The organism is Flagellimonas olearia (genome assembly GCF_009184425.1).
In the GTDB taxonomy this organism is placed as follows: domain Bacteria; phylum Bacteroidota; class Bacteroidia; order Flavobacteriales; family Flavobacteriaceae; genus Flagellimonas; species Flagellimonas olearia.
The window spans coordinates 1,658,695-1,685,305 of record NZ_WELG01000001.1; the positions used below are offsets into that span (position 1 = coordinate 1,658,695).

General features: G+C 44.4%; 25 protein-coding genes. 14 read left to right on the plus strand and 11 right to left on the minus strand.

Features of this window, described 5'->3' with window-relative positions:
* Position 1: 1 nt before the first annotated feature.
* From F8C76_RS07175 to F8C76_RS07205, 8 genes are all read left to right on the plus strand, one after another.
* Positions 2-502 (plus strand): hypothetical protein, encoded by a 501-nt coding sequence (locus F8C76_RS07175; RefSeq protein WP_152131082.1) that lies wholly within the window; start codon positions 2-4, stop codon positions 500-502.
* A gap of 16 nt (positions 503-518) precedes the next feature.
* Positions 519-674, plus strand: a complete 156-nt coding sequence (locus F8C76_RS18705) for a hypothetical protein (protein WP_170283994.1) — start codon at positions 519-521, stop codon at positions 672-674.
* A 134-nt stretch (positions 675-808) separates the two neighbouring features.
* Complete coding sequence (locus tag F8C76_RS07180; RefSeq protein ID WP_152131083.1) at positions 809-1,369, plus strand: cob(I)yrinic acid a,c-diamide adenosyltransferase; 561 nt, start codon at positions 809-811, stop codon at positions 1,367-1,369.
* A 122-nt stretch (positions 1,370-1,491) separates the two neighbouring features.
* Entirely contained in the window at positions 1,492-1,716 is a 225-nt protein-coding gene (locus F8C76_RS07185; RefSeq protein ID WP_013551418.1) for a DUF2795 domain-containing protein, read from the plus strand.
* Between the two features lie 135 nt (positions 1,717-1,851).
* Complete coding sequence (gene secA, locus F8C76_RS07190) at positions 1,852-5,214, plus strand: preprotein translocase subunit SecA (protein ID WP_152131084.1); 3,363 nt, start codon at positions 1,852-1,854, stop codon at positions 5,212-5,214.
* 167 nt (positions 5,215-5,381) lie between these two features.
* A complete protein-coding gene (locus tag F8C76_RS07195) occupies positions 5,382-6,599 on the plus strand; it encodes a sensor histidine kinase (RefSeq protein ID WP_129652928.1) in 1,218 nt (405 codons plus the stop codon).
* Between the two features lie 43 nt (positions 6,600-6,642).
* Positions 6,643-9,165, plus strand: coding sequence for a M14 metallopeptidase family protein (locus F8C76_RS07200; RefSeq protein ID WP_152131085.1), 2,523 nt, complete (start codon positions 6,643-6,645; stop codon positions 9,163-9,165).
* Between the two features lie 15 nt (positions 9,166-9,180).
* On the plus strand, positions 9,181-10,758 hold the full coding sequence (locus F8C76_RS07205; protein ID WP_152131086.1) for an amidohydrolase family protein: 1,578 nt from the start codon (positions 9,181-9,183) through the stop codon (positions 10,756-10,758).
* A gap of 176 nt (positions 10,759-10,934) precedes the next feature.
* On the opposite strand, the gene F8C76_RS07210 is transcribed toward F8C76_RS07205, so the two are convergent.
* Positions 10,935-11,171: a hypothetical protein gene (locus tag F8C76_RS07210; RefSeq protein ID WP_152131087.1), complete on the minus strand. Its 237-nt coding sequence runs from the start codon at positions 11,169-11,171 to the stop codon at positions 10,935-10,937.
* A 404-nt stretch (positions 11,172-11,575) separates the two neighbouring features.
* On the opposite strand from F8C76_RS07210, the gene msrA reads away from it, so the two are divergent.
* Entirely contained in the window at positions 11,576-12,268 is a 693-nt protein-coding gene (gene msrA, locus F8C76_RS07215) for a peptide-methionine (S)-S-oxide reductase MsrA (RefSeq protein ID WP_152131088.1), read from the plus strand.
* Between the two features lie 101 nt (positions 12,269-12,369).
* Here the strand turns inward: msrA and F8C76_RS07220 are convergent, their stop codons facing one another.
* The 4 genes from F8C76_RS07220 to F8C76_RS07235 all read right to left on the minus strand — a co-directional run bounded on the left by F8C76_RS07220 (position 12,370) and on the right by F8C76_RS07235 (position 15,472).
* On the minus strand, positions 12,370-13,809 hold the full coding sequence (locus F8C76_RS07220) for a hypothetical protein (protein ID WP_152131089.1): 1,440 nt from the start codon (positions 13,807-13,809) through the stop codon (positions 12,370-12,372).
* Positions 13,781-14,368, minus strand: coding sequence for a hypothetical protein (locus tag F8C76_RS07225; protein WP_152131090.1), 588 nt, complete (start codon positions 14,366-14,368; stop codon positions 13,781-13,783). Before F8C76_RS07225 ends, F8C76_RS07220 begins: the two co-directional genes overlap by 29 nt.
* The gene (locus F8C76_RS07230; RefSeq protein ID WP_116218221.1) at positions 14,352-14,894 is read right to left on the minus strand and encodes an RNA polymerase sigma factor; all 543 of its coding nucleotides are present in this window, start codon (positions 14,892-14,894) and stop codon (positions 14,352-14,354) included. Before F8C76_RS07230 ends, F8C76_RS07225 begins: the two co-directional genes overlap by 17 nt.
* 152 nt (positions 14,895-15,046) lie before the next feature.
* Entirely contained in the window at positions 15,047-15,472 is a 426-nt protein-coding gene (locus F8C76_RS07235) for an Ohr family peroxiredoxin (RefSeq protein ID WP_152131091.1), read from the minus strand.
* Positions 15,473-15,698: 226 nt separating this feature from the next.
* Here F8C76_RS07235 and meaB point away from each other — a divergent pair, with 226 nt between their 5' ends.
* From meaB to F8C76_RS07250, 3 genes are read left to right on the plus strand one after another with little or no spacing between them, the layout of a single operon-like run.
* On the plus strand, positions 15,699-16,742 hold the full coding sequence (gene meaB / locus F8C76_RS07240) for a methylmalonyl Co-A mutase-associated GTPase MeaB (protein ID WP_152131092.1): 1,044 nt from the start codon (positions 15,699-15,701) through the stop codon (positions 16,740-16,742).
* A gap of 35 nt (positions 16,743-16,777) precedes the next feature.
* Positions 16,778-17,740: a glycosyltransferase family 2 protein gene (locus F8C76_RS07245; protein WP_152131093.1), complete on the plus strand. Its 963-nt coding sequence runs from the start codon at positions 16,778-16,780 to the stop codon at positions 17,738-17,740.
* Positions 17,721-18,593 (plus strand): lysylphosphatidylglycerol synthase transmembrane domain-containing protein, encoded by an 873-nt coding sequence (locus F8C76_RS07250; protein ID WP_152131094.1) that lies wholly within the window; start codon positions 17,721-17,723, stop codon positions 18,591-18,593. The genes F8C76_RS07245 and F8C76_RS07250 overlap by 20 nt, the downstream gene beginning before the upstream one ends.
* Here the strand turns inward: F8C76_RS07250 and F8C76_RS07255 are convergent.
* From F8C76_RS07255 to mazG, 6 genes are all read right to left on the minus strand, one after another.
* Positions 18,590-20,248: an ArnT family glycosyltransferase gene (locus F8C76_RS07255; protein WP_152131095.1), complete on the minus strand. Its 1,659-nt coding sequence runs from the start codon at positions 20,246-20,248 to the stop codon at positions 18,590-18,592. The genes F8C76_RS07250 and F8C76_RS07255 overlap by 4 nt on opposite strands.
* Complete coding sequence (locus tag F8C76_RS07260; protein ID WP_152131096.1) at positions 20,245-20,814, minus strand: phosphatase PAP2 family protein; 570 nt, start codon at positions 20,812-20,814, stop codon at positions 20,245-20,247. The genes F8C76_RS07255 and F8C76_RS07260 overlap by 4 nt, the downstream gene beginning before the upstream one ends.
* Positions 20,814-21,041: a DUF8828 family protein gene (locus tag F8C76_RS07265; RefSeq protein WP_152131097.1), complete on the minus strand. Its 228-nt coding sequence runs from the start codon at positions 21,039-21,041 to the stop codon at positions 20,814-20,816. The genes F8C76_RS07260 and F8C76_RS07265 overlap by 1 nt, the downstream gene beginning before the upstream one ends.
* A 37-nt stretch (positions 21,042-21,078) precedes the next feature.
* Entirely contained in the window at positions 21,079-22,446 is a 1,368-nt protein-coding gene (locus tag F8C76_RS07270; RefSeq protein ID WP_152131098.1) for an MATE family efflux transporter, read from the minus strand.
* 85 nt (positions 22,447-22,531) lie between these two features.
* Positions 22,532-24,076 carry a sulfatase family protein gene (locus F8C76_RS07275; protein WP_211372124.1) on the minus strand — a complete coding sequence of 515 codons (1,545 nt, stop codon included), beginning with the start codon at positions 24,074-24,076 and terminating at the stop codon, positions 22,532-22,534.
* Positions 24,077-24,111: 35 nt separating this feature from the next.
* Positions 24,112-24,897, minus strand: a complete 786-nt coding sequence (mazG, locus tag F8C76_RS07280) for a nucleoside triphosphate pyrophosphohydrolase (RefSeq protein WP_152131100.1) — start codon at positions 24,895-24,897, stop codon at positions 24,112-24,114.
* 164 nt (positions 24,898-25,061) lie between these two features.
* On the opposite strand from mazG, the gene F8C76_RS07285 reads away from it, so the two are divergent.
* Together F8C76_RS07285 and F8C76_RS07290 are read left to right on the plus strand one after the other, a co-directional pair.
* Positions 25,062-25,937 (plus strand): alpha/beta hydrolase, encoded by an 876-nt coding sequence (locus F8C76_RS07285; RefSeq protein ID WP_152131101.1) that lies wholly within the window; start codon positions 25,062-25,064, stop codon positions 25,935-25,937.
* A 9-nt stretch (positions 25,938-25,946) separates the two neighbouring features.
* Positions 25,947-26,609: a GDSL-type esterase/lipase family protein gene (locus F8C76_RS07290; RefSeq protein ID WP_152131102.1), complete on the plus strand. Its 663-nt coding sequence runs from the start codon at positions 25,947-25,949 to the stop codon at positions 26,607-26,609.
* Positions 26,610-26,611: the final 2 nt, after the last annotated feature.

The window sequence follows — 26,611 nt, forward strand, 5'->3', positions numbered from 1 at the left end:
TATGTGGTTCAAGCTTTTTTCTTTCCTAAAATTCCTATTCAAATCCAAGAACGAGCATGGGGTCCACTCTCCTTTCGTATTCGGCTATGTAACGCAATGTCTGTACAACAAACAAAAGTTCAATCAAGATAAAACCGCTGATGTATTTCTGAAAAGCATTAGTTATTTCAATATCAAAACCCTATACATCAACGAAAATCCAGACTTTGAGGAATTGGTCAAGGCGCAATACCCAGATATCCGCCCCAGCGAGAACACGGTAGACCTATTGTTCACGAAGCATTTGGACGCTTATGGTCTTGATAGGCTCCTTTCCAGCGGAAAATTGCACAATGACAGTATGGTCTTGATAGACGCCATTCACGAAGACCCCGAAAGCGAACACGAATGGAAAGACCTTATTGAATCGCCAAATATCACCGTAAGTATAGATATGTTCCATTGTGGCGTCCTATTTGTTCGAAAAGAACAGGTCAAGGAACATTTCACCATTCGGATATAAAGAAGTAATTTTAGGTATGGAAAATGCAGCAACAGATAACACCATTTGGTACGTTCTGGCCGTATTGGGGCTCATTTATTTGATCATTGTATTCCGAAACAAAAGGGGCACCAAACGCAGAAGGTCCCGCAAGTTTATGGAGGGTAAACGGCAACATGAGCGAGACAATTAGCAATTAGCAATTAGCAATTAGCAATTAGCAATTAGCAATTAGCAATTAGCAATTAGCAATTAGCAATTAGCAAAAATACATTTTAGCCATCCATACAACTGTTCATTGTTTATTGAACATTGATAATTGTAAAAATGAAAATATACACTAAAACCGGGGACCAAGGTACTACCGCCTTATTTACTGGCACCAGAGTTCCCAAGCACCATATCCGCATAGAGAGCTACGGCACCATTGACGAACTCAACGCATTCTTGGGACTGCTCCGCGATCAGGAAATGGATTCCCATTCCAAAAAAACGATTACCCTTATCCAAGAAAAACTGTTTACCGTAGGGTCTATTTTGGCCACAGAGCCTAAAAAGGACAGTCGCCTTAAAATTCCACGCATCAATGCCGATGATATTGCATTGTTGGAAAGGGAAATGGACTCCATGAACGAAAATCTTCCCCAGATGACACATTTTATCTTGCCGGGAGGACACCCAACCGTGTCATACTGTCATATTGCCAGAACGGTTTGCCGAAGGGCGGAACGCATGATTTCATATTTGAATGAAAACGAACCCCTTCCCGAGACCCTGCTTTCCTATATCAACCGCCTTTCCGATTATCTGTTTGTCTTGGCACGAAAGTTGTCCAAAGATGTTAAAGCCGATGAAGTCAAGTGGATCCCGGAGAAGTTGGACCAATAAATTCGTTTTTTTAACGTTAGAGTTTTGCCAACTCCAAAATAATTTTTAAATAATGTTGTTTTTACTTGACAAATTGGGTTTAAAAATTATTTTTGCAAAAAATTTAAAATCAAACCGTTACTATGTACTGGACATTAGAACTAGCTTCATATTTAAGTGATGCGCCTTGGCCAGCCACCAAAGACGAACTGATAGATTACGCAATCCGTACCGGAGCACCGTTGGAGGTTGTTGAAAACCTTCAATCCATGGAAGAAGAGGGCGGCGAGATATATGAGTCCATCGAGGAAATCTGGCCCGATTATCCTACGGAAGAGGACTACCTCTGGAATGAGGATGAGTATTGACCTCTGAATACACAAAGCACGTTAAAAAGTCTCATTTGAGGCTTTTTTTTATGTAATTTTGGCAGCCTAGCAAAAGATTTCCAACATAATCCCATCAATGGAACAGCTTTTGCCACTCAAACAAAAAAACAATTCATGAGTTTTATCAATTCCGTATTGAAGGTTTTTGTGGGTGATAAATCAGAGAAAGATGTCAAGTCCCTACAACCTTTGGTCAAAGAAATAAGATCCTTTGAGCAACAACTGGAAGGACTGTCCCACGACGAACTTAGACAAAAGACCACTGCCTTTAAAGCCCAGATCGCAGAAGACTGTAAAGAGGTGAATGAAAAAATTTCGGCTTTACAGGAAGAAGTCCAAAACTCCACCGATATTGATCGCAACGAGGAAATCTATGCTGAAATAGACAAACTCAACGAAGAAGCCTATAAGATTTCAGAAAAAACATTGAGTGACATCCTTCCAGAGGCTTTTGCCGTGGTTAAGGAAACTGCCAAGCGTTTTGCCAACAATGAAACGCTTACGGTAACCGCTTCGGAATTTGACCGCGCTCTTTCCGGTGATAAAGACTATGTTACCTTGGAAGGTGACAGCGCCATTTGGAACAATTCATGGGATGCCGCCGGCAAGGAAGTCACCTGGGATATGGTACATTATGATGTACAGTTGATTGGAGGTATTGCACTGCACGAAGGAAAAATTGCCGAGATGCAGACGGGGGAAGGAAAAACTCTCGTGGCCACCCTCCCACTCTACCTAAACGCCTTGGCCGGTAAAGGGGCGCACTTGGTCACCGTTAACGATTACTTGGCCAAAAGGGACAGTGCCTGGATGGCGCCCATTTTTGAATTCCATGGCCTATCCGTGGATTGTATAGACAAGCACCAGCCCAATTCCGATGGAAGACGGGCCGCCTACAATGCCGATATCACCTACGGTACCAATAACGAGTTTGGTTTTGACTACCTGCGCGACAATATGGCGCATACCCCGGGAGATTTGGTACAGCGTCCCCACCATTATGCCATTGTGGATGAGGTGGATTCCGTATTGATTGATGATGCAAGGACCCCTTTGATCATTTCTGGTCCCGTGCCCGAAGGTGATCGTCACGAATTCAATGAATTGAAACCAAAGGTTTCGGACATTGTCCAGAAACAACGCCAATATCTGACAGGCGTTTTGGCAGAAGCCAAGAAACTTATCGCCGCTGGCGACACCAAGGAAGGTGGATTCCTATTGCTTCGTGTACACCGCGGACTTCCCAAGAACAAGGCACTTATCAAGTTTTTGAGTGAGGAAGGCGTGAAACAACTGCTACAGAAGACCGAGAACTTCTACATGCAGGACAACAACCGGGAAATGCCCAAAGTGGATGCCGAGCTGTTGTTCGTCATTGATGAAAAGAACAATCAGATTGAGTTGACCGATAAAGGAGTGGATTACATCTCCGGGGATCAGGACAAAGATTTCTTTGTAATGCCCGATATCGGCAGCGAAATTGCCAAAATAGAAGGACAGGAACTTGAGATTGAGCAAGAGGCAGAACTCAAGGAAGAGCTTTTCAAGGACTTTGCCGTGAAGAGCGAACGAATCCATACCATGACACAGTTGTTGAAAGCCTACACGCTTTTTGAAAAAGATGTGGAATACGTGGTCATGGACAACAAGGTAATGATCGTGGATGAGCAAACCGGACGTATCATGGACGGTAGACGCTATTCCGATGGACTCCATCAAGCCATTGAGGCCAAGGAAAGTGTGAAGATTGAGGCCATGACACAGACCTTCGCCACCATTACCCTACAGAATTATTTTAGAATGTACAACAAGCTGGCCGGGATGACCGGTACAGCCGTTACCGAGGCAGGTGAGTTTTGGGAAATCTATAAGTTGGATGTGATGGAAATCCCAACCAACCGTCCCATTGCGCGTGACGACCGTCATGATTTGATCTACAAGACCAAACGTGAAAAATACAACGCCATCATTGAAGAGGTAACCACCCTTTCCTCTGCGGGAAGACCTGTCCTTATTGGTACCACATCCGTGGAAATATCCGAATTGCTCTCCAAACTCTTGAGCGTTCGTAAGGTTCCACACAACGTATTGAATGCCAAACTCCACAAGAAAGAGGCTGACATTGTAGCCGAAGCAGGAAATGCAGGCGTGGTCACCATTGCCACCAACATGGCCGGTAGGGGTACGGATATTAAACTGACCCCCACCGTAAAAGAAGCTGGAGGTCTGGCCATTATTGGTACGGAACGTCACGATTCCAGACGTGTGGATAGGCAGTTGAGAGGTCGTTCAGGACGACAAGGAGACCCAGGAAGTTCCCAGTTCTATGTTTCCTTGGAAGATAACCTCATGCGTTTGTTCGGCTCGGACCGGGTTGCCAAGATGATGGACCGCATGGGCTTGGAAGAAGGTGAGGTGATTCAACATTCCATGATGACCAAATCCATTGAACGTGCCCAGAAAAAAGTAGAGGAGAACAACTTTGGCATCCGTAAACGTCTTTTGGAGTATGATGACGTTATGAATGCCCAAAGAGAGGTGGTCTACAAGAGAAGAAGACACGCATTGCAAGGGGAACGTCTTAAAGTGGACATTGCCAATATGATCTATGACACTTGTGAGGTCATCGCGGAAACCAATAAAATGGCCGATGATTACAAAAACTTCGAGTTTGAATTGATCAAGTACTTTTCCATTACCTCTCCTATTGGTGAAGAGGAGTTCAAGAAATTGAGCTTCCAAGAAATTGCCAATACCATTTATAAAGGTGCCTACGATTTCTACCAACAGAAAATGGAACGTAGTGCCAGTGCAGCATTCCAAGTCATTAAAAAGGTTTACGAGGACCAGTCCAACAAGTTTGAACGTATCGTGGTTCCCTTTACGGATGGCATCAAAAGCTTGAACGTGGTCACCAACCTTGAAAAAGCTTATACCACGGATGGCAAGCAGTTGATCACTGATTTTGAGAAAAACATCTCCTTGGCCATCATTGATGATTCGTGGAAAACGCATTTGCGCAAAATGGATGAGTTGAAACAGTCGGTACAGTTGGCCGTACACGAACAGAAAGACCCTTTATTGATCTACAAGTTCGAGGCGTTTGAACTCTTCAAGGAAATGATTGACAAAGTGAACAAAGAGGTGATTTCATTCTTGTTCAAAGGAGAATTGCCTTCAGAGAATACCAATCAAATCCAGGAGGCACGAAATGTTCGCAGGCCCAAGGAAAATCTTCAGACTTCAAAAGAAGAAATCCCGAATAGCGATGAATTGGCCGCACAGAACAGGGCCGCGGGACAAACCCAAAGGCAAAGACCATCTGTGACCGAGACCATAACTCGTGAAAAACCAAAAATTGGCAGGAACGACAAGGTCACGATAAAAAATGTGATGTCCGGGGAAAGCAAAACCTGTAAGTACAAACAAGCCGAACCCCTTATCGATAAGGGCGAGTGGGTACTGGTAGAGGACTGATTCCTTCCTACATAAAGTTTTAAAAGCGGCAGCGATTTACGCTGCCGCTTTTGATTATATCAAAAAACATATTTAGATTTACACCACAAACACCCCGTAACGAGCTACTTTTACTACTTCAATGAATCAACCTTTAGCGTAGTAGAGGAAAACATCAAGCGTAGCATATGAAGATTCCTATTAAGGACAGATATCGTTTACAAGATAAGATTGATTTGATACTTAAAGTTAATTATAGTTCTTCGGTGTTCGCGTTTATCCTCGGGATAATATGCCTCTTCTTTTTGGATATCCAAGGCATGATTCCTTATGCCTGTTTTGGTTTTGCCTTCTTGAACTTGTTAAATACGGTTCTGTATAAAAAGCACGGAAACCTTATCCTTACCTATAACCTCACCTCCATCTTGGCCATGATCGGGGCCACTATGGTGACCATTTATAGTGGAGGAATACAAAGTCCGTTTGTTTTTGTTTTGGCCATTGTGGTCTTTGCAGGCTATGTCACCACCAAAGTGTTTGGGCAACTTTATCTAATCATCAACCTTTCGGTTCTGGCCATTTTGTTCTTATATGATGTAGGCAACTTTAAGGTCACCGAAAACACCATTCCTTTGGAAGCTAGGGACTGGTTTGCCTTTTTAAGTGCTGTCTTTGCAGTATATCTTTTAGGTGGGGTCTTTGGGAAAAATCTGCTAAGGGCACACCATAAGTTGTACAAATCCCGAAATGAGATCCAAGAACGCATTGAAGAAAAAGAAATCCTGCTTAAGGAAGTCCATCATAGGGTAAAGAACAATCTACAGACCGTATCCAGTCTTTTGAGCCTGCAATCCCGGGCCATAGCTGATGATAAGATCAGTAACATCATCAAAAGCAGTCAGAACAGGGTGGTTTCCATGGCCATGGTGCATGAGATGCTCTACAAGCGGGACGATTATCTTTCAAAAATTGAACTTAAACCCTATGTCCAGGAGTTATGCGATTACCTCGTACGTTCCGTAAAAGGGACCTCCAACAATGTCAAGGTAAATCTGGACATTGATGACAACAAACTGAGTATCGACACCATCATTCCCCTTGGGCTGATTATCAACGAAACCATCACCAATGCCCTTAAGTATGGTATTACCGAAGGACATGATGGCGAAATCCATGTGTCCCTGCACAAGCTTCCCAATGACCGTTACGAAATGTACTTGGGAGACAACGGTATTGGATATTCAGAGGATATCAATCCAAGGACATCAAACTCCTTGGGATTAAAGCTCATCTATAACCTCACACGCCAGCTTCGTGGTACCATTAGCCGGGATTATGACAAGAAAGGAACCTACTATCGTATAGAGTTTGAGGAAATTATAGAGGAATTCAACTCGGTTGATTAAACGGTTTTTTTATCTTTAGAAGATTATCATTAATCTTCATCGCATGTCAAAAAAACTACTCCTAGGCATATTCTTTGCCTGTATCACCTTTTCAGTCTCCGCCCAAGATTATTTTTTTAAGAAATTCCATCCCTTCAATCCAGAAGTACCTTCGCCAGAAGAATTCTTGGGGTACGGTATTGGGGACCGGCATACCCGTCACGACCTTATCGTGGCTTATTTAACGAAGCTTTCCGAGGTTTCCGACAGGGCCAGTATCCACCAATATGGACAGACCCACGAGGGGCGGAAATTGGTCATCCTGACCATTACATCACCCCAAAACCTCAACAATTTGGAGCAATTGAAACAAAAACACCTTCAATTTACAGATCCTTCGCAAAACCCAACCAACTATGATGAAGTACCCATTTTCATCAATTTGGCGTACAATGTCCACGGCAATGAGCCTTCAAGTTCCGAGGCCGCTTTACTGACTGCCTATACCTTGACCGCCTCCAACCATCCCGAAATATTGAACTATCTGGACAAAGGGGTCATCTTTATTGATCCTACCATTAATCCAGACGGAAGGGACAGACATACCCAGTGGGCCAATATGTACCAAGGCAACCCATTGGTGGCCGACCCTGCAGATGCCGAACACAACGAATACTGGCCCATGGGAAGGACCAACCATTATTGGTTCGACCTGAACCGGGATTGGTTATTGGCCATCAACCCGGAAAGCCGGGGCAAACTCAACTGGTATCATGATTGGTACCCCAATGTAGTCACCGACTTTCATGAAATGGGCAGTCAGAGCACCTATTTCTTTGAACCGATGAAGACCAACGGCTCATTAAATCCCATTATGCCCAAGGAAAATTACGAGGACCTCAACAATCTGTTTGGGGATTATTTCTCCAAAGCATTGGATAGTATCGGTTCCTTTTACTTCACCAAAGAAGTCTTTGATGGCACGTATCCCGGTTACGGTTCCTCCTACCCCGATCTTCAAGGCGGTTTGGGAATCTTGTTTGAACAGGCCAGCTCAAGGGGTCATAAACAAACTACCGATTTTGGGGAAATCACCTTTCCTTTTACCATCAGAAATCAATATACGTCAAGCATCACCACGGTCAAGGCTGCGGTTGAAAACAAGGCCATGTTGCGCAAATACCAACAAGATTTCTTCAAAAGTGGGCTTACCAATGCCTCCAAAAGCAGAATCCAAGGGTATACCTTCGGGGATGATTACGATGCCAACCGGGTAAAAGCGTTTGTAGATAAGCTGCTGTTGCATAAAATCGATGTCTATAAATCCGGGAACCGGTTTGTGGTCCCTACACGCCAACCCCAATACAGAATGGTCCAGACCATGTTCGAGACCTATGACAAATACCGGGACAGTGTCTATTATGATGCCTCCGCTTGGTCATTGGCCAATTTCTACAACATGAAATACAGTCCGGTCAACAGTTTGAACTTGGGTGAAAAAGTAACCTCCACCAAGAGTCTGGTGAACACTCAGGCCGTACAAAGGTCGGAGTATGCCTATATCATTGATTATGATGATTACAATGCCGTGGCGGCCCTCAACTATTTACAATCCAAAGGATTGGTGCTGTCCTCTGCCTTTAAGCCCTTCACAGTAAAAACCACAGTTGGGAACAAAAGGTTCAACTATGGGGCCTTGGTGGTGCCCGTTAGCCTACAGCAAAAGAAAGATGCAGATACCGTGTACCAATTGGTCCAAGAGGCACAACAAAAATTTCAGGTCCCCACCTATTCCATCCCTTCAGGTTATAGTGTACAAGGGGTTGATTTGGGCAGTAGGTACATTTCCCCCATAACCAAGCCCAAAGCCGTAATGCTTATTGGACAGGGTACCCGCTCCTATGAAGCCGGTGAGGTCTGGCATCTGTTGGACACCCGTGTGCATATGCCCATCACCAAAGTTCCCATGCGAAATTTTGGCGGATTGGATTTGGACAAGTACAATACACTGGTGATGGTCTCCGGATCTTATAATTTTTCGGAAAGCCAATTCAACAAAATCAAGGATTGGGTAAGCAAGGGCAATACGCTTATTACGATAGGGACAGCCTCCGAGTGGGCCATCGACAAGAAGTTGGTAACGGAAAAACTGACCAAAAAGGAGAAAGACTCTACGGCTACCGTGGAACGCAAACCTTATGTGGATGCTCCCGAGAACATCGGCAAGGAAAGTGTGGGCGGTGCGATTTTTAAAGTCGACATTGATGTGACCCACCCCTTGGCTTTTGGATATCGGGACACTACCATTCCGGTCTACAAGAACAATTCCGTTTGGCTGGCGCCAAGTAAAAATGCCTATGCCACCGTAGGGAAATATTCCAAGAATCCACATGTGGATGGCTTTATCACGGCCAAGAATATGGAAGAAAACCTAAAACCTTCGGCCTCTTTATTAGTTAGTGAGGTAGGTAGTGGTCGTGTCGTATTGTTTGCGGACAACCCCAATTTCAGGGGATCATGGTATGGCACCAACCGTTTGTTCCTCAACGCATTGTTTTTGGGCGATAAAATTGAAGTTCCTGAATAACCAACACCAGATATCATGAAAAAAATACTTTTCCTTGTACTATCACTCCAATTTCTTTTGGCTACAGGTCAAGAGAGTATGAGTGAAGGACCATTTTCGCAACTTATTATCAGAGGGGTAACCTTGATCAATGGCAACGGTTCACCGCCAAGAGGTCCTATAGACATTGTTGTGGAGAAGAATAAAATCGTGAACATTCAGGTAGTAGGCTATCCCGGAGTAAAGATTGATGCTTCCAAAAGGCCCAAGCTAAAACCCGGGGGCAAGGAGTTGGATTGCTCCGGTATGTACCTCCTTCCCGGATTTATAGACATGCATGGCCATATTGGTGGTGAAGCCCAAGGTGCTGACTCCGATTATGTGTTCAAACTTTGGATGGCGCACGGTATCACCACCGTAAGGGAACCTAGTGGTAGAGGTGTGGACTGGACGCTCGACCTCAAGCGAAAAAGTGAAAAGAACCAAATCATCGCTCCCCGTATTTATGCCTATACTGGGTTTGGTCAGCAAGGTGGGGATTTCAATCCCTTGAACGGTTCTGCCATAAGCACTCCCGAGCAAGCACGGAAGTGGGTGCGCGCCAACGCCGAACGGGGAGCGGATGGAATCAAGTTCTTTGGTGCCCCTCCGGAAATCATGACCGCTGCTTTGGATGAAAACAAAAAATTGGGGTTGCGGTCCGCATGCCACCATGCCCAAACCGACGTGGCCCGTTGGAACGTCCTTAATTCTGCCCGTGCAGGTCTAACCACCATGGAGCATTGGTATGGGCTTCCAGAGGCGCTTTTTGAGGACAGAACCGTTCAGGATTATCCGCTGGACTATAACTACCAAAATGAGCAGCATCGCTTTGAAGAAGCCGGGAAATTATGGGAACAGGCTGCCAAACCGTATTCCGAACATTGGAACAAGGTCATGGATGAACTTATCAGCTTGGATTTTACGTTGGTACCCACCTTCAATATTTATGAAGCCAGCAGGGATTTGCATCGCGCCAGAAGGGCCGAATGGCATGAGGACTACACCTTGCCTTCCCTTTGGGAGTTTTATCAACCCAGTATGATCTCCCATGGTTCCTATTGGCACGATTGGGGCACTGAACAAGAGGTGGTGTGGAAACGCAACTACAAGCTCTGGATGACCTTCATCAATGAATATAAGAACCGGGGTGGTCGTGTGGCCACGGGATCGGATTCCGGGTTTATATTCCAGCTGTACGGATTTGCTTATATCCGGGAAATGGAATTGCTCCGTGAAACCGGGTTCCATCCTTTGGAAATCATTCGATCAGCCACGCTGAACGGCGCCGAAGCTTTGGGTGCTGCGGATAAAATAGGCACTGTGGATGTGGACAAGATGGCCGATTTTGTAATACTCTCAGAAAATCCTCTCCGAAATTTCAAGGTACTCTATGGCACCGGGGCCATTAAACTTACCGAGAATAATGAAGTGGTTCGCGTGGGCGGGGTTACCTATACCGTTAAGGACGGTATCGTCTACGACGCGAAGGCACTTTTACGGGACGTAAAGAAACAAGTACAGCAAGCAAAAGAAAAATTGAACTACAACCTAAAACAACCGGGGTCAAAATAGCGTCCATAAACGATTTTGGGATTAAAAATTTAGTATTGGCAGGATAGCGGTATCAACTACTGACGTCCTGCTTTTTTATTGGAACATTTTTTTTCGAAACGAAAAGACTATCGAAGCCATTACAAAGGCAAAGCTTAAAAACAACGCGAACGGAACGATAATACCCATCATCATGATTAAGCCAATTTAGCTCTGTCCTTTTTAGTTTTGAAAGAAAGTTCTTTTTTAACCCTGGAATTTTTGAATTTGTACAATCTAGCTACTTCAGTTTCACCTTTAGTTTGCTTTTGAATATCGATGTTCAATTCAACTCCTGCAGCAACAGTATCAACTTTTACTTCTTTGGAAGTGTCTTGGGCCATAGCTACTGTTCCGATGAAAATTACTGCGATGATGGTTAAAATTGTTTTCATGATTTGGGTTTTTATTACGAAGTAAAGCTACCCTCACATGGCCCCTGAAGCAGATTTCCGTCGCTAAACCCCCCTTTTTTTTCGGTGTAGAAACTTTTCTTGGACAAAGTGTTTTTTATCGTCGATGAACGTTTTTGGGTCAAAAAACAACACACCGACCGGGTGTGCATTTCATCGATCATTTTAAAGGCGCCATCTCTGTAAACCACTGTAAACAAAGGGATTATTTGTAGGAAAAGAAATACAGAAAAAGGATTTAAAGTGGTAAAAAACCTACAAAAATGACTTCTGACACGAATGCGGAAGAGTCACAGGAGAATGTTCAAAAACCTCCAATTAACACTTTTTAACACACCTCCTCGTAATAGTTGCTATCTTATCCCTACTAAGCAAAAAACAACACCATGAAAATCGTACAGATTCCTTTTTTGGTTTTGCTTCTTTTGGTTTCCACAAGCTGCCAGTCCAAGACCAAATCCAACAAGCAAGAACCCACTCAAAAAGAACAAAAAGAGAGTTTTGAACTATCAGGGCTTTCTTTAGACAAACTTCAAAACTATGAGACCGCCTATTTTGCCAGCGGATGCTTTTGGTGTGTTGAAGCTATTTTTGAAAGTGTAAAAGGAGTCAAAGAAGTCTATTCCGGATATTCGGGTGGTAAGAAAAAGAACCCTACCTACGAGCAAGTCGGCCGAGGGCTCACCAAACATGCCGAAGCCGTTGAAGTATTTTATGATCCCAATGTGGTATCCTTTACTGAATTGGTCCAGGTTTTCTTTGGATCACATGACCCAACTACCCTAAATCGGCAAGGACCGGACCGAGGCGCACAATATCGATCCATTGCGTTCTATAAAAATGACACCGAGAAAAAGATCATTGAGGACTACATTGCCAAACTGGAGGCGGCAAATGTATTTGGGAAGCCCATAGTTACCGAAGTAAAGGCATTTGATAAATTCTATAGGGCCGAGGATTACCATCAGGACTATGAGAAAAATCATCCCAATAATCCATACGTACAACAAGTGTCCATTCCCAGATTGAATCGGTTCAAGGCAAAATTTAAATCCTATTTAAAGGAAGATCCCCATTAAGTGGTGCCTTTGATAAAGAAGTAAGAGATGGCCCAAATAGGAAATGCTGACAGATAGAAGAGTTGAGTGGTTCCTTACGGCCGGGAGAGGAAAGTAGGTTCTTATTGCTTTAAGACAACATCACTGTACCTTGAATTGATGGTGATGGATTTATCATCCGATTTGCTGATATAATATCCCTTGTGTATTTGCGCATTATGGTTTTTTGAGGTTTCCAACACCATGGTTTTGGGGTACGTAAATTCCGAAGCGGTCCCGTTCACATAAATCGCAAATGGTACTGAAGGCATTTTAAATTCAACCTCTGCGTTCTCTACCGAAACATCCAGGTTCGTGAAACTGTCGGACACCGCATCAATGCTGAGTGCTCCCAGGGTACTGTTCACCAAGGCCTTTCCTTTCAAACGCCCAATGATCACGTTGGAAGACACCGAGTTCAGTTGTAGCTCCTTCACCTCGTTCAGGTTTACATTTTCCGCAAAATCCGTTTGCAGTTGGCCATAGTTCCATTGTTGCACCACAATGGGCGAATAGGAAGCCTTGATGCTGGTCTTATGACCATCAATGGTAGAGGCAAGCAAGCTTGCGTAGGACAAGCTTGCGTTGATATTCTTGGTGTTTGCGGCCAACTTCACCTCTCCGTGCCGAACATCCATTTTAAGTTTGATGTATTTGGGCATTTTGATCTTGATGCGTTTTTTTACCTTATACTCCTTGTGTTCACCATCTTTTGAAGAAAAATAAAATACATTGGGACCATCGTTATGGATGCGCATTACCCTTTCATTCTCGCGTCTTATTTCTTCCCGTTGGTTTCTCATCTCCTCCCGCTGGGCCTTTACTTCCTGTCTAATCTCCACACGGAGCTGTTCACGATCTTTCATAAGCTGCTTACGGTCCTCTTGCATCTGCTTTCGCATTTCCTCCCTTTCCTTGGCCCGATCCTTCAATTGATCGCTCCACTCCTCAAAGCGTTTCTTGTATTCCTTGTCGAAATTCTTGTCAAAGTCCTTTTTCCACTCCTTCAAATATTTGTCCCCATCCTTTTTATAGGCATCATAATCAAACTCCATAAAAGGCATCGGGGGCATTGGAGGCAGTTCTGGAATGACCACTATCTCGGGAATTTCCGGTATCTCGGGAATTTCAACCTCAGCCAAGATATGTTCCACGGAGGGTACATCGGGAACAACAAAGTTAAAATTGTTGAAATCGTATACCATGGGACCAAAGCTATTCCCTTGGGTATGCACTTCAATTTCTTTGCTGTTGCCCATGATCTTGATCAGATCCTTCTCAAAATACGATGTGGCTTCTTCGTCCGTGGCTCCTTCCAGTTCCACCACAGCGGTGACTTCCACTTGGTCCTTGTCCCAGGTTTCAAACTCAATGTCCGCATAACTGGTATTGAGGTTGATAACGGCCTCCTTATCCACATTGAAGGTCTCCTTGTACGTTTTCGATTTCTCCTGTGCCCGGATGGCGGGCACCGCCATCACAAAGAGCATCAGACTAAACCATATTTGATGATTCCTGTTCATTTTTTGATGATTTTAATTGATTTAACTTTGATTTTAATCGCTGCAACAACTGCAACCGCAATTGAAGATTTTTCACCAAGGCACCAATGGTCTGGTCATTGGGACCCATTTCGTTAAGCTCCTTGTTCAATAATCTGTATTCGGCATCCAGTTCGGCCAAACGCCCCATATAGCTATCCAGCACCTCCTTATTCTCCGAATCGAATTCCAGATCGGAAAGTTCGAGATTGATATTGGTGAGGTAATAACTCTCCACTTTCTTCAAATCTGGGGACAAGTCGCCCAAAGAAAAGGGCTGTTGGGTCTTGGTCTCGTTTTCCACTACGGGGTTCTTGACAGGGAGTACCTCTTGCTCCCTTGACAAAAAGAAAATGGTAATCCCCAAGGCAACCACTACCGAAGCCGCTACCCGCATCCAGAACAACTGAATGGGTTTCCTTTGGGGAGAAGTTGGAAGTTCTTTCTCCAATTTGGACAGAAACCGGGCCTCATGCCCTTCTTTCATGCTGTGTGCCCTTTCTCGCTCTTTGGCGAACATTTCCTTAAGATCCTGTGCCATAAGCCATATTTTTTAAAGTTTCTTTTAATTGTGCCTTTCCCCGAAGCAATCGGGTCCTTGATGCCGAATCCGAGATGTCCAATATTTCAGCTATCTCTCCGTGATCATATCCTTCTACCAAATAGAGCTGCACCACGTACTGGTATTTGGGAGGCAGCTCCTCAATGGCCTTTTTTACCTCTTCCATGGAAATTCCATCTTCCACCTTCCAATCATCCTCTTCCGCTACCTGCATGTAATTCTCGTTCAGCTCAACGGTTCTTTGGTGTTTCGACTTTAAAAAGTCTATGCTCCCGTTCACCACTATCCGCTTTAACCATGCCCCGAACGTTACTTCCCCCTTAAATTGATCTATCCGTTCAAATGCCTTGATAAAGGATTCTTGGAGCACATCCTCTGCATCATCCGGATTCTTCAGAAAGCGCATGGCCACCCCGTACATGCCATTGCAATACTGGCGGTACAGTTTTATCTGGGCCTTACGGTCGTTGGCCTTGCATCTTTCAACCAGATCAATTTGAAACACGGTCGGTTCTATGTTTGGTTAATTTGTTGTTCTCTGTAAGGACGATGGAAAAAAAGTAACGTTGCAAAATAGTCTTCTTTTGGCGGTTTTTTAACAAAAAAATCCCGTTGAGCGCTCAACGGGATTCCTTTCAATATGTATAAATTCAACTCTTACTCGTCCATAAGAAGATTCAAGTGTACGGTAATATTATCCCGTGTGGCCTTGCTGTACGGACAAATCTCATGGGCTGCATTGATCAAGGTCTCCCCCATTTGCTTATCCACGGTAGGAAGATAGGAATCCAAGGTGGCTTCCAAATAAAAACCATCTTCTTCCTTATTGAACTCGATCGTGGCGGTAACACTATAATCGCCCAAATCCTCAATATGGTGCTCCCTGGCCACAGCCTCCAAAGCTCCTGCAAAGCAAGTGGAATATGCCGCAGCGAAAAGTTCTTCGGGATTGGTGGATGCTGCATTGGGTTTTCCTTTGGAATTGGGCATGCTGATATCAAAATCGATCACACCGTCCTCACTCTGCACATGCCCTGACCGTCCCCCTGTGTTGGTAGCCTTACTCTCAAAAATAGTTTTCATCTGTAAAATGTTTATTAAGTTCCTAAAATGGATGGGGCAATGCCCACCTTCCATATTTATATGAGAAGTTACCATTTGTAGACGGATGTCCCTAATTACAGTTATTAAATTTGTGTGAAATAGTATGGATTCTGCCTATTCGGAAGCAGTTGCCACAATCAAACCCAATACGGGATAACCCGCAAAAACTTTATACCTTAGTGGTCCGACTCCATTACAAAACATCTTGGCCAACAAAAAAAACACAACTCCCGGCACCATTTCCAAAATCCAGGAACTACGGAAACAGGAAATTTCCACGGACACCTTGACCCAAGGCATCTTTGAAGGAAACAAAGCGCTATTGGCCAAAGCAATTACCTTGCTGGAGAGTACCAATCCTGAGCATTTTGAAAAGGCCAACACTGTTATAGAAAAGTGCCTTGCCCAGCCTAATTCCAGCATCCGTCTGGGAATTACCGGTGTTCCGGGAGTGGGAAAAAGCTCATTTATTGAAGCCTTGGGCACCTTATTGACCTCAAAAGGAAAAAAGGTGGCCGTTTTGGCGGTAGACCCCACAAGTTCCTTGAGCAAAGGCAGTATTCTTGGAGACAAGACCCGAATGCAATCCCTCTCCAAGGACCCCAACGCCTTTATCAGGCCCTCCCCTTCAGGCAGTTCTTTGGGAGGAGTGGCCCAAAAGACAAGGGAAAGTATCATCTTGTGCGAAGCAGCTGGATACGATGTCATTCTGGTGGAAACCGTTGGTGTGGGACAAAGTGAAATTGCGGTACACAGCATGGTGGATTTCTTTTTGCTCTTGAAATTATCCGGAGCGGGCGATGAACTGCAGGGCATTAAACGGGGCATCATGGAAATGGCCGATGCCATTGCCATCAACAAGGCCGATGGTGACAATTTGGAACGGGCCAAACTGGCTGCCACTGAATTTTCAAGGGCCCTCCACCTCTATCCACCCAAAGCCAATGGATGGGTTCCCAAAGTTTTGAAATGCTCTGCCACCGAGAATAGAGGCATTCAGGAGATATGGGGCATGGTTGAAGATTTTGTGGGACAGAATCGGGAAAATGGCCATTTCATAAAAAACCGGCAGTTGCAGAACCGAAATTGGTTCATTCAAACCGTTGATGAACAGATCAAACAATTTTTTCATCAAAAAGAATCGTTCAACAAGGCCCAGAAAAAAATGCTGAAGGCTATTGACGAGCATAAAATCTCCCCCTTTTATGCCGCAAAGGTCCTATTGGAAGATATTACCAAGGAACTTTAAATAAAAGCAATAAATTTGCAAAGATTTCAACACGAATGAGCACCGTAACCGATTCCCTTTTATCCATAGTAGTCCCGTTGTACAATGAAGAGGATAACGTAGTACTTCTTACCCAAAAGATCCACGAGAGTCTTGAAGGATACAACTACCAAATTGTCTATGTGGACGATTTTTCAACGGATAAGACCCGTATAAAGGTCAAGGAAATGGATGACTCCAAAGTCCATTTGATCGAGTTGAAGAAGAACTATGGACAAAGTTTGGCCTTGGCCGCCGGTATTGACTATGCCGAAGGGGAATACATCATCACCATGGATGGGGACCTTCAAAATGACCCTTCCGACATTCCCCAAATGTTGACATATGCCGTAAGTGGGGAGTACGATGTGGTCACGGGCATCCGTCAGAAAAGAAAGGATTCCCTCATTAAAAAAATCCCCTCCAAGATTGCCAATTTCCTGGTTCGGAGGGTGACCAAACTGGATATTAAAGACAATGGCTGCGCCCTAAAAGTCTTCACTAAGGATATTGCCAAAGGACTCAACCTATATGGTGAAATGCACCGTTTTATCACACTTTTGGCACATTTGGAAGGCGCCCAGATAAAGCAAGTTCCCGTAAAGCACCATGCCCGCCATGCCGGGGTTTCCAAATATGGGTTGGAACGGGTGTTCAAGGTTGTGGCCGATATGATGTTGCTGCTCTTTATCCGAAAATATTTTCAACGGCCCATTCACCTCTTTGGAATTTTTGGCGTGTTGCTGATCATCCTCGGTATCTTCATCAACCTATATCTGCTTATCGTAAAGCTTGGTTTTGGTGAGGATATAGGTAGTAGACCCTTGCTCATTTTTGGGATGATGTTCATTTTAGGGGGCATTCAACTCTTCACCATTGGTATTGTGATGGAGCTATTGATCCGCACCTATTACGAATCCCAACAGAAACGACCCTATCGCATCAAAAAAATCTCTATCGGTGACGGAAAAGCTGCGTAAAAAACTCATTACGGCACTTAAAATCATCATCAGTGCGGTATTGATTTACTTTATTTTCACCAAAATAGACCTCAAGGACGTTCTGCAGACTTTAAAAAAGAGCGACCCCATCTATCTGGTTTTGGCCATTCTTTTATTTATCCTTTCAAAAGTATTGGCTGCTTTTAGGCTACAGCTCTACTTCCATCAGATTGGGGCAAAGATCAGCCAATTGGCCAACTTAAAGTTATATCTATTGGGCATGTTCTATAACCTGTTTCTCCCCGGTGGAATTGGTGGGGATGCCTACAAAGGCTATGTGATTCAGAAAGAATACAAGCCCGGGACAAAGAAAGTGGTCTCTGTGCTGTTGGTAGACCGGTTGAGCGGCATGCTGCTGTTGTTCGTCTATGCCTGTACCTTGGCGCTCCTATCGTCCAATGTTTTTTTTAATGGATTGAGTGGACTCGTTGCTTTGGGCATTCCAACCAGTATTATCGTGTTTTGGTGGATTAACAAACGCTTTTTCATTTCTGGATTTCCTGTTTTTTGGAAATCTTTGGGCTATTCGGCCCTGGTGCAATTGGCCCAGTTGGTTTGCGTATTGTGTATATTGAAATCGTTGTCCATTGGATTGGATATCGTGGAATACCTTTTTGTCTTTCTGGTTTCTTCCATTGTGTCGGTGATTCCATTGACCATTGGTGGAATAGGAAGTAGGGAGGTCACCTTTTTATATGGTGCGGAGTGGTTAGGTTTGAATGCCAGTACTTCCATTGGCATCAGTTTTACTTTTTTCCTGATCACGGCCTTGGTTTCCCTTATGGGAATGTATTACCACTTTAAAAAGCCAAAATTGGAAACCGTTTCCTAATCCAAATGCACCAAATGCATTCGGTTCAATTTCTTCTGACGGGTGTTGGGGTTCAAGAATTTAATCTGAAGGCGGGTAATCCGAAATTGGTCCACTGTAATCTGCTCGTGCCAATGGTAGTTATCATTCTGAAGTTTTTCCAGTTCACTGTCCGTGGCATAGACCCAAATGTCATGCTTGTCCGCCAAATCCGATAACGAAACAATCTTGACCGGCTTCTGGTTATAAAAATCAAGGGCCCAGGTATGTCCTTCCGAAATCTTATAGATCTTATCCACAGGAATGTTGTTCTCCGCAACTTTTTCTGCCATAGTGGAACCTCCTTGGTATTGAAGTAGGCGGGGATAAAAATGGGTGTTGAGCAATCCATTCAGTAAGAGTGAGCTACAAACCGAAATGGTCAAAATCCTAAGGTAAGGTGCCTCTCGCTTCAAACAATAGTAGATAATACCCGAAAGCGCTGCCAACAACACCAAATACCCGTACCAATGCTCCAGTTTGAACACATAAAAGCAAACCAAAACGGTAAAAACAAAAACAAAACTCAAGATGAAATACTGTACTATCACCAATACTTTAGCCACCTTTTCCTTTTGTTCATGATGGATTCGATACAGATACCCAGCTGAAAGCACCGCATACAAAGGTATGAGTATGTTCATGTAATGCGGCAGCTTAAACTGAGCAAAACTGATCAGAAAGAAAAGAATGGTGATGCTGCCAAAAGTTAGGAACTCCAATTGTGGCTTGTAGGCAAACTTGGTTTCCCAAAATGTTTTGAGCTTTGTCCAGTAGGCTATCAAGGCCAAGACGGTCCAAGGCAGAAATACCCATAAAAAAGTATGGAAGAAGAAAAAGAAATCGCTGCTGTTCTTGCCTACGCCTTCGCCACTCATCCGCTCAAAACTCTGTTCCCAAAAAATAAAAAAGATACCGCTACGGTGGTCTTTTCCTCGAATGACCTTTTCCGGGTGCAGATCAAATTGGTGATAGTAGGCGTAGAGCATAGGGGTTATGGTCAGTCCAAAAACCACCAAAGCCACCAACACTTTCCAGTTGAGCAATCGCATCCATTTTCGGGTATAGGCCAAGTGGCAAAGTACCGAAACCCCAATGACCACCAGGGCAATCTGGCCTTTGGTTGAAAAAGCCATCCCAGCTCCAAAAGCACCCAAGACTATACCCTTAAGGGTATTCTTCTCGATGTATGTAGCCAACTGCCAAATGGAAAAAATGGTAAATCCGGTCAAAACTGCATCGGTACGCACATCGATATTCGCCAATACAATGGTTTGGGCCGTCATAAAAATAAGGGCGGCGAATCGACCCACATCCTTGTTGTATAGCAATTTTCCCAAACCATGGCAGCTATAGGCCCCCAGTAGGGTCGCCAAAATCCCGGGGATTCTGTAGGCCCAGTCGTGAATCCCAAAAATTTTATAGGAAAGTGCCGCCAACCAGTAGTGCATATGCGGTTTGTCCAAATATTCTTCAGGTCCCTTGAAGAGGCTCAAAAAATCATTTTCTTGCACCATCCGCATGGCCATGACGGCAAACTGCGCGGAATCGTTCTCGAAAAGGGTCACGAACATTCCAGCGATATAGACCAGAACTATCAGGGTAAGTAAAAACCAGTATCTGGTCGTTGAAATCATGTCCCTATTTTTTGGAATGCAAATATAGCCAACTTGGCAAACAACCACCCGAACAACAGGCCTACAACAGCCCCTGTGAGTACATCCAGGGGGAAATGTACCCCAATGTAAATTCGGCTATAGGCCACCAAACAGGCCCATATCATAAGGATGAATCCCATGTATCTCACCTTCCCACAGAACAGGACCGTGAAAAAAGTGGCCGGCCCAAAAGAATTGGCCGCATGGGCGGAAAAGTAACCAAACTTCCCTCCACAATAGCTTTTCACCAAACGCATGATTCCACTGATTTCCGGATCATGGCAAGGTCGCAATCGGCCTACGCCATATTTAAAAAAATTGGATAGTTGGTCCGTGCAGGTAATCAAGAGGGCCACGCTCACCAGAATAATGCCCGTCTTTTTCCATCCAAAGTTTTTATAGGAAAGATAGAGCAGCAGAACATAGAGCGGAAACGAATTCTTGGTCTTGGTCATGAACATCCAAAAACCGTCCCAAGTGGGGGTCCCCAATCCGTTGAGGAAGAGAAAAAGGTCTTTATCGTATTGTAGCAGTTGGTCCAGCATTACGCATCGTATCGGGAAACTTCGCGATCGTAGAATGCGGTGGCCGCCTCAATAAGGCTCTCCGCCTCGTCGGCAAGTTCTGCCTCATCTTCTTTTGAAAATTCCTCCATCCATTCCACTTCATCATTTTCCAGGTTGATAATGAACCTTGGATACTCGGTATGGACGATAAATATCGCATCGGGATGATCGGTGTTGTCCGCTAAAAGAAACTTGGGCAATTCCATAGTATTTTGATTTAAAATTCGGCCTATAAAAACCAAATCAGTCCTGTATCAATTTTTTGGTCAAATAGATGAATCGAATATACAACAATACCGCCGATGCTGTAAGCCCGGACAGCAATCCTATCCAAATCCCGGTGCTTTTCAAATGGGTATGCAGACCCAAGTAATAGCAAATGGGGAATCCGATCAACCAATAGGCCACAAAAGTAATCAAGGTAGGGACCTTTACATCCTGAAGTCCCCTAAGAGCACCCAAGACCACCACCTGCAATCCATCGGATATTTGAAAAAATGCGGCCACCAACAATAACTTGGCCGCAATGACAATCACTTCGGTATTATCCATTTGATTGACAAGGTCGTCCACATCCAAATAAATGGTAGGGAACCAATGTCTCCCGATCAAAAAGAGAGCGGCAAAAACAATTTCCAACAATAGGGTGAGGAAAAAAATGGATTCGGCAATTCTTTTGAGTTCCTTAAAGTTTTGTAGTCCCTTTTGATTGCCCACACGGACCATGGCCGCCACACTGAGTCCCATTCCCACCATAAAGGTCATACTGCTCAAGTTCAATGCTATCTGATTGGCCGCTTGGGCATTTTTACCCAATACCCCACTCAACCAAATGGCAGCGGTAAATATGGCTACCTCAAAGAACATCTGCATGGCCGAAGGAAATCCAAGACTGATGATTTTGTTCATCACCTTCTTCTCTATCACCTTAAAATTGAATCCGGTCACATAGGGTTGAAACTTTTCTTTTCTCTTCAGTAGAAACCAGATGTATCCCACCATGATAAACCGAGAGGCCAAGGTACCGATTGCAGCTCCAACGATTCCCAACTTGGGAAAGCCAAACGAACCAAAAATCAATAAATAGTTAATGGAAATGTTCACCACATTGGCCAAAATGGTGGCATACATCGGGTATTTGGTCTGCGACAATCCTTCCGAGAATTGCTTAAACGCCTGAAACATGACCAAAGGAACCAAGGAGAAGGCCACCAACTCCAAATAGGGTATGGCCAGTTCCACCACTTCCGGGGGCTGCTGCATGGCATGCAATAGAGGCTTGCAAAGCAAAATGATCCCAAAGAGGGACAACCCCAATAAGGTACACAGGACCAATCCATGTTTGAGGGCACTTTTACCATCTGCCTGATTTTTGGCTCCATCGGCTTCAGCCACCAAAGGGGTAATGGCTGTTGAAAAACCAATGCCCAAGGACATGGCTATGAACACAAAACTGTTCCCCAACGATACGGCTGCCAGCTCAGCGGTTCCCAACTGCCCTACCATGATATTGTCCGCGAAAGCCACAAAAGTATGGCCCAACATACCCAAAATTACAGGATAGGAGAGCTTAAGATTGTATGCAAATTCCTTGGTGTACCGTTGAAACATGGCCATGACAATTGGAACCGACAAATATAGAACCTTTGCTACGTTTGAGCGAATTAAAAAATTGAGAACTCCTTAGAAAAAATCTTTAGAATGCTTTTTCCAAAATGGATTGCATCTCCGGGAAATTTTCATCGGTATCGCCATATTTTTGACGTTCCTCCACGATGGCTTTTTTCATTTCCGATATGATATCGGCATACTTGGGGTCCCCATACGCGTTGTGGAGTTCTTTGGGGTCATTTTCCAAATCATAAAACTCCCATTGGGGCTCCGTAGGTTCGGAAGATGCTCCACTCATACCCAGTCCCTGTCCATAGAAAAAAGCAAGCTTGTAACGATGGTTTCTCACGCCAAAGTGGGCCGGTCTTTTGGGCTCGTGCAACCAGTAGCGGTAGTACATTTGCTTTCTCCAATCGGCGGGAGTATTTCCGCTTAGGATTTCCCGAAAACTTCTCCCCTGCATATAAGATGGCTTTTCTATTCCGGCATAATCGGCCAAAAGAGCCGGAAAATCAATGTTCAAGATAATATCATCTATACGCTGCCCACCTCTGATTTCCTTGGGATATCGGATTACAAAAGGCATTCTTAGGGATTCCTCGTAGATCAAACGTTTATCAAAAAAGCCATGTTCGCCCAGAAAATAACCCTGATCGGCCGTATATACGACCACGGTATTATCAGCCAAACCTTCTTCCTCCAAAAAATCGAGCAGCCTCCCTATATTGTCATCAATGGCAGCACCGCTACGCATAAAATCCTTGACCAATTTTTGGTAGATTTTTTTACGTTTCTGGACACTGTCCAAACCATCCAACGGATAAGGCAACCCCGGATAGTAGGTCCAGAATTCTTCCGGCCTTTCGGTTGCGGCCTGCCAACGATCGGCCAAGCGCTCCAAAATTTGTCCATTGAATGTCCTTCCCGTGGTTTCTGGACCAAAATCCAGTAAAGATTCGGGTTCTGGAATTTCTTGATCAACATATAAATCCGCAAATCGTTCCGGATAATCAAAAGGCTCATGCGTAGCCTTAAAATGAGTGAACATCAAAAAGGGTTTCTCGGTATCCCGGTTTTTGAGGTGTTCAATGGTCAGGTCGGTGATGACATCGGTGGAAAAGCCTTCGTATTGTTTTCCTTGGGTTCCATCAGAACCATCCACCCAATTTTCCTTGGTCTTCAAGATAGGGTTCACATAAACCCCTTGTCCCGGCAAAACTTCAAAATGGCCAAAGCCTTCGGGCTGTCTGTACAAGTGCCATTTCCCTATCACCGCGGTTTGATATCCAGCCTCACCAAAGGTTTTTGCCACATTGGGGTGCCCCACGGGAAGCGGTTCCCTTAAGGTGTACACTTGATTCAGGTTACTATACTGTCCTGTGAGAATGGTGGCCCGGCTTGGGCTGCAGATGGAGTTGGTACAAAAGGCGTTGTTGAGCACCGCACCTTCCTTGGCCAACCGTTCAATATTGTTGTTCTGCACATACTCTTCCAAGATTCCGCCATAAATCCCCCAAGCTTGTGAGGTATGGTCATCGGAAAGAATAAAGAGAATATTGGGCTTTTCGTCCGTTTTGGGTTCTTCCTTGGTCTTGCAGCCCCATGCCATTGCCACCAAAAGAAGTAGCATTGACAGATTTTGTACTCGGTTGAATTGTATCATACTTATTGAACTTTTTGCATTTTCTTGGCCTCTTCCCAATACACATCCATTTCGGCCAAGGTCATTTCCCTTAAGCTCTTCCCGAGCTCTTTGGCCTTTCCCTCCAAATACTGGAAGCGATCTATAAATTTTTTATTGGTCCGTTCCAGCGCATTTTCCGGATTCACTCCCAAAAAGCGGGCGTAATTGACCATGGAAAAGAACACATCCCCAAATTCGGATTCCATTTGGTCGGCATTATTGGATTTGATTTCTTCCTGCAGTTCACCCAGTTCTTCCTGTAATTTTTCAAATACCTGTTCCGGATGTTCCCAATCGAACCCCACCCCTGCCACTTTTTCTTGGATCCTATTGGCCTTGACCAAAGCCGGAAGGCTCTTGGGGACCCCTTCAAGCACACTTTTCTTTCCTTCCTTGAGTTTGATGTTCTCCCAGTTCTGCTTTACCTCTTCTTCGTTTTCCACCTTAACATCGCCATAAATATGCGGATGACGGTTGATCAACTTTTCGCAGATGCCATGGGCCACATCGGCCATATCAAAATCTTGGGTTTCTGAACCAATTTTGGCATAAAATACAATGTGCAGCAACAAATCCCCCAATTCTTTTTTGACTTCTTCCAAGTCATTGTCCAAAATGGCATCGCCCAACTCGTAGGTTTCCTCTATGGTAAGATGCCTTAGGGATTCCATGGTCTGCTTTTTATCCCACGGACATTGCTCCCGTAACTCATCCATTACGGTAAGAAGTCGGTCAAACGCCGCCAATTGTTCAGCTCTTGGGTTCATTCCTCTGGTTTTGTCCAAAAATACAAAGACCTTGAAAAGGCAGACACGAAATTTATTCCATATTTATAAAGAGTTTACCCATTTTTTCAACATTTATTAAAATAGACCACAAAAACCTAAGGGGGTGCTATGCTGAAAATCGTATTTTTGAAAAAATGGCAAGCATGAAATCATTGTTATGGGTAGGGATGTGTTTCCTAAGCGTAACCATATCGGCACAAGAGATCATCAAACTACCCAAAGATGGCAATCCTCCCGTTGAATGGACCTCCCCAGAAACGGAATACTACTCTGAAATTTGGCAAGCACAAGTCACTACCAATGTCTCGGAACCTACCTTGCAGGTGTTCCGTCCCAAGGAAGAAACAAATACCGGAACAGCGGTAATCGTGGCTCCTGGAGGTGGATTGTATGCCTTGAGCACCACCACCGAAGGTAGCCAAGTGGCCCAATGGCTCAACGAAAAAGGCATCACTGCTTTTGTTTTAAAGTATAGATTGGTCCCCACAGGCGAGGACGGTGTTGCCGAAATCGAGGAGCTTTCGGCCAATGATCCAGATAAGATAGGGGTTGAAGCTGGAAAAGTGCTCCCCTACTCCATCCAAGATGGCCTAAATGCTGTGGACCATGTCCGAAAAAATGCTGAATTATATGGAATCAAACCCGACAAAATTGGTTTTATGGGATTTTCTGCCGGTGGAGCGGTCACCGTTGGGGTAGGCTATAACTATACTGAAGAAAGTAGACCCGATTTCTTGGTCCCTATCTACTATTGGTCCTATGTGATGCCAGTCCAGGAACCCAAGGCAGATTCCCCTCCCATGTTACTTATCTGTGCCTCTGACGACCCCTTGGGATTGGCACCAGGCAGTATCGCCCTATATTCTTCTTGGCTGGAAGCGGGCAAACCCGTGGAGATGCATATGTACAGTAAAGGAGGCCACGGTTTTGGGATGCGGAAACAAGGACTTCCCTCCGACACATGGATTGAACGGTTTTACGAATGGAGCCTTGCCCAAAATCTTGTCAGCACCAATTAAATCACCCTTATGAATAAATTACTCCTACCATTATTATTACTCCCTTTTTTACTGCATGCCCAAGACATCCAACGCTACCAAAAGGAAGTGGAGACTATCCAGAAAAACAATGATTCCATTTGGGATGCCACAAAACCCACCTTGGTCTTCACAGGGAGCTCCAGTGTTCGCATGTGGAAAGATGTACAACAACGGTTTCCGGAATACCAAATCCTAAACAATGGTTTTGGAGGTTCACAATTTTCCGACCTTCAACACTTTTTGGATGAGTTAATATTGGATTATGACCCCGTAAAGGTGTTCATCTATGAAGGAGACAACGATATCAGTGCCAAAAAAAGGCCAAGGGCCATCCTAAAATTATCCGAGGAAATCCTGCATACCCTACAACAGGAGAGGCCACAAATGGAAATTGTACTCATTTCCGCCAAACCCAGCCTATCCCGGTGGCATTTGAGACATAAGTACAAACGTTTGAACAGAAAACTCAGTAGATTGGCCGCAAAGACCAATGGTGTTGAATTTGTGGATGTATGGACACCTATGCTCAACAACAGAAAAGTAATGGATGACATCTTCATTGAAGATGGATTGCACATGAACAAAAAGGGTTACGACATTTGGCAGCAAACCCTCAAAGATTATATCAACCTTAATACAAACCTTAATTAATT

Excerpts from the sequence above, each read along its gene's own strand:
- F8C76_RS07225 (WP_152131090.1), bottom strand. The coding sequence starts at position 14,368 with ATGGCACAGGATCTTAAGGAAATGTTCGCCAAAGAGCGAGAAAGGGCA.
- mazG (WP_152131100.1), bottom strand. The coding sequence starts at position 24,897 with ATGAACCCAAGAGCTGAACAATTGGCGGCGTTTGACCGACTTCTTACC.
- F8C76_RS07175 (WP_152131082.1), top strand. The coding sequence starts at position 2 with ATGTGGTTCAAGCTTTTTTCTTTCCTAAAATTCCTATTCAAATCCAAG.
- F8C76_RS07285 (WP_152131101.1), top strand. The coding sequence starts at position 25,062 with ATGAAATCATTGTTATGGGTAGGGATGTGTTTCCTAAGCGTAACCATA.
- F8C76_RS07220 (WP_152131089.1), bottom strand. The coding sequence starts at position 13,809 with ATGAACAGGAATCATCAAATATGGTTTAGTCTGATGCTCTTTGTGATG.
- F8C76_RS07200 (WP_152131085.1), top strand. The coding sequence starts at position 6,643 with ATGTCAAAAAAACTACTCCTAGGCATATTCTTTGCCTGTATCACCTTT.
- F8C76_RS07245 (WP_152131093.1), top strand. The coding sequence starts at position 16,778 with ATGAGCACCGTAACCGATTCCCTTTTATCCATAGTAGTCCCGTTGTAC.
- F8C76_RS07205 (WP_152131086.1), top strand. The coding sequence starts at position 9,181 with ATGAAAAAAATACTTTTCCTTGTACTATCACTCCAATTTCTTTTGGCT.
- F8C76_RS07265 (WP_152131097.1), bottom strand. The coding sequence starts at position 21,041 with ATGGAATTGCCCAAGTTTCTTTTAGCGGACAACACCGATCATCCCGAT.
- F8C76_RS07290 (WP_152131102.1), top strand. The coding sequence starts at position 25,947 with ATGAATAAATTACTCCTACCATTATTATTACTCCCTTTTTTACTGCAT.
- F8C76_RS07255 (WP_152131095.1), bottom strand. The coding sequence starts at position 20,248 with ATGATTTCAACGACCAGATACTGGTTTTTACTTACCCTGATAGTTCTG.
- F8C76_RS07260 (WP_152131096.1), bottom strand. The coding sequence starts at position 20,814 with ATGCTGGACCAACTGCTACAATACGATAAAGACCTTTTTCTCTTCCTC.
- F8C76_RS07270 (WP_152131098.1), bottom strand. The coding sequence starts at position 22,446 with ATGTTTCAACGGTACACCAAGGAATTTGCATACAATCTTAAGCTCTCC.
- secA (WP_152131084.1), top strand. The coding sequence starts at position 1,852 with ATGAGTTTTATCAATTCCGTATTGAAGGTTTTTGTGGGTGATAAATCA.
- F8C76_RS07180 (WP_152131083.1), top strand. The coding sequence starts at position 809 with ATGAAAATATACACTAAAACCGGGGACCAAGGTACTACCGCCTTATTT.
- msrA (WP_152131088.1), top strand. The coding sequence starts at position 11,576 with ATGAAAATCGTACAGATTCCTTTTTTGGTTTTGCTTCTTTTGGTTTCC.
- F8C76_RS07235 (WP_152131091.1), bottom strand. The coding sequence starts at position 15,472 with ATGAAAACTATTTTTGAGAGTAAGGCTACCAACACAGGGGGACGGTCA.
- F8C76_RS07210 (WP_152131087.1), bottom strand. The coding sequence starts at position 11,171 with ATGAAAACAATTTTAACCATCATCGCAGTAATTTTCATCGGAACAGTA.
- F8C76_RS07185 (WP_013551418.1), top strand. The coding sequence starts at position 1,492 with ATGTACTGGACATTAGAACTAGCTTCATATTTAAGTGATGCGCCTTGG.
- F8C76_RS18705 (WP_170283994.1), top strand. The coding sequence starts at position 519 with ATGGAAAATGCAGCAACAGATAACACCATTTGGTACGTTCTGGCCGTA.
- F8C76_RS07195 (WP_129652928.1), top strand. The coding sequence starts at position 5,382 with ATGAAGATTCCTATTAAGGACAGATATCGTTTACAAGATAAGATTGAT.
- F8C76_RS07275 (WP_211372124.1), bottom strand. The coding sequence starts at position 24,076 with ATGCTACTTCTTTTGGTGGCAATGGCATGGGGCTGCAAGACCAAGGAA.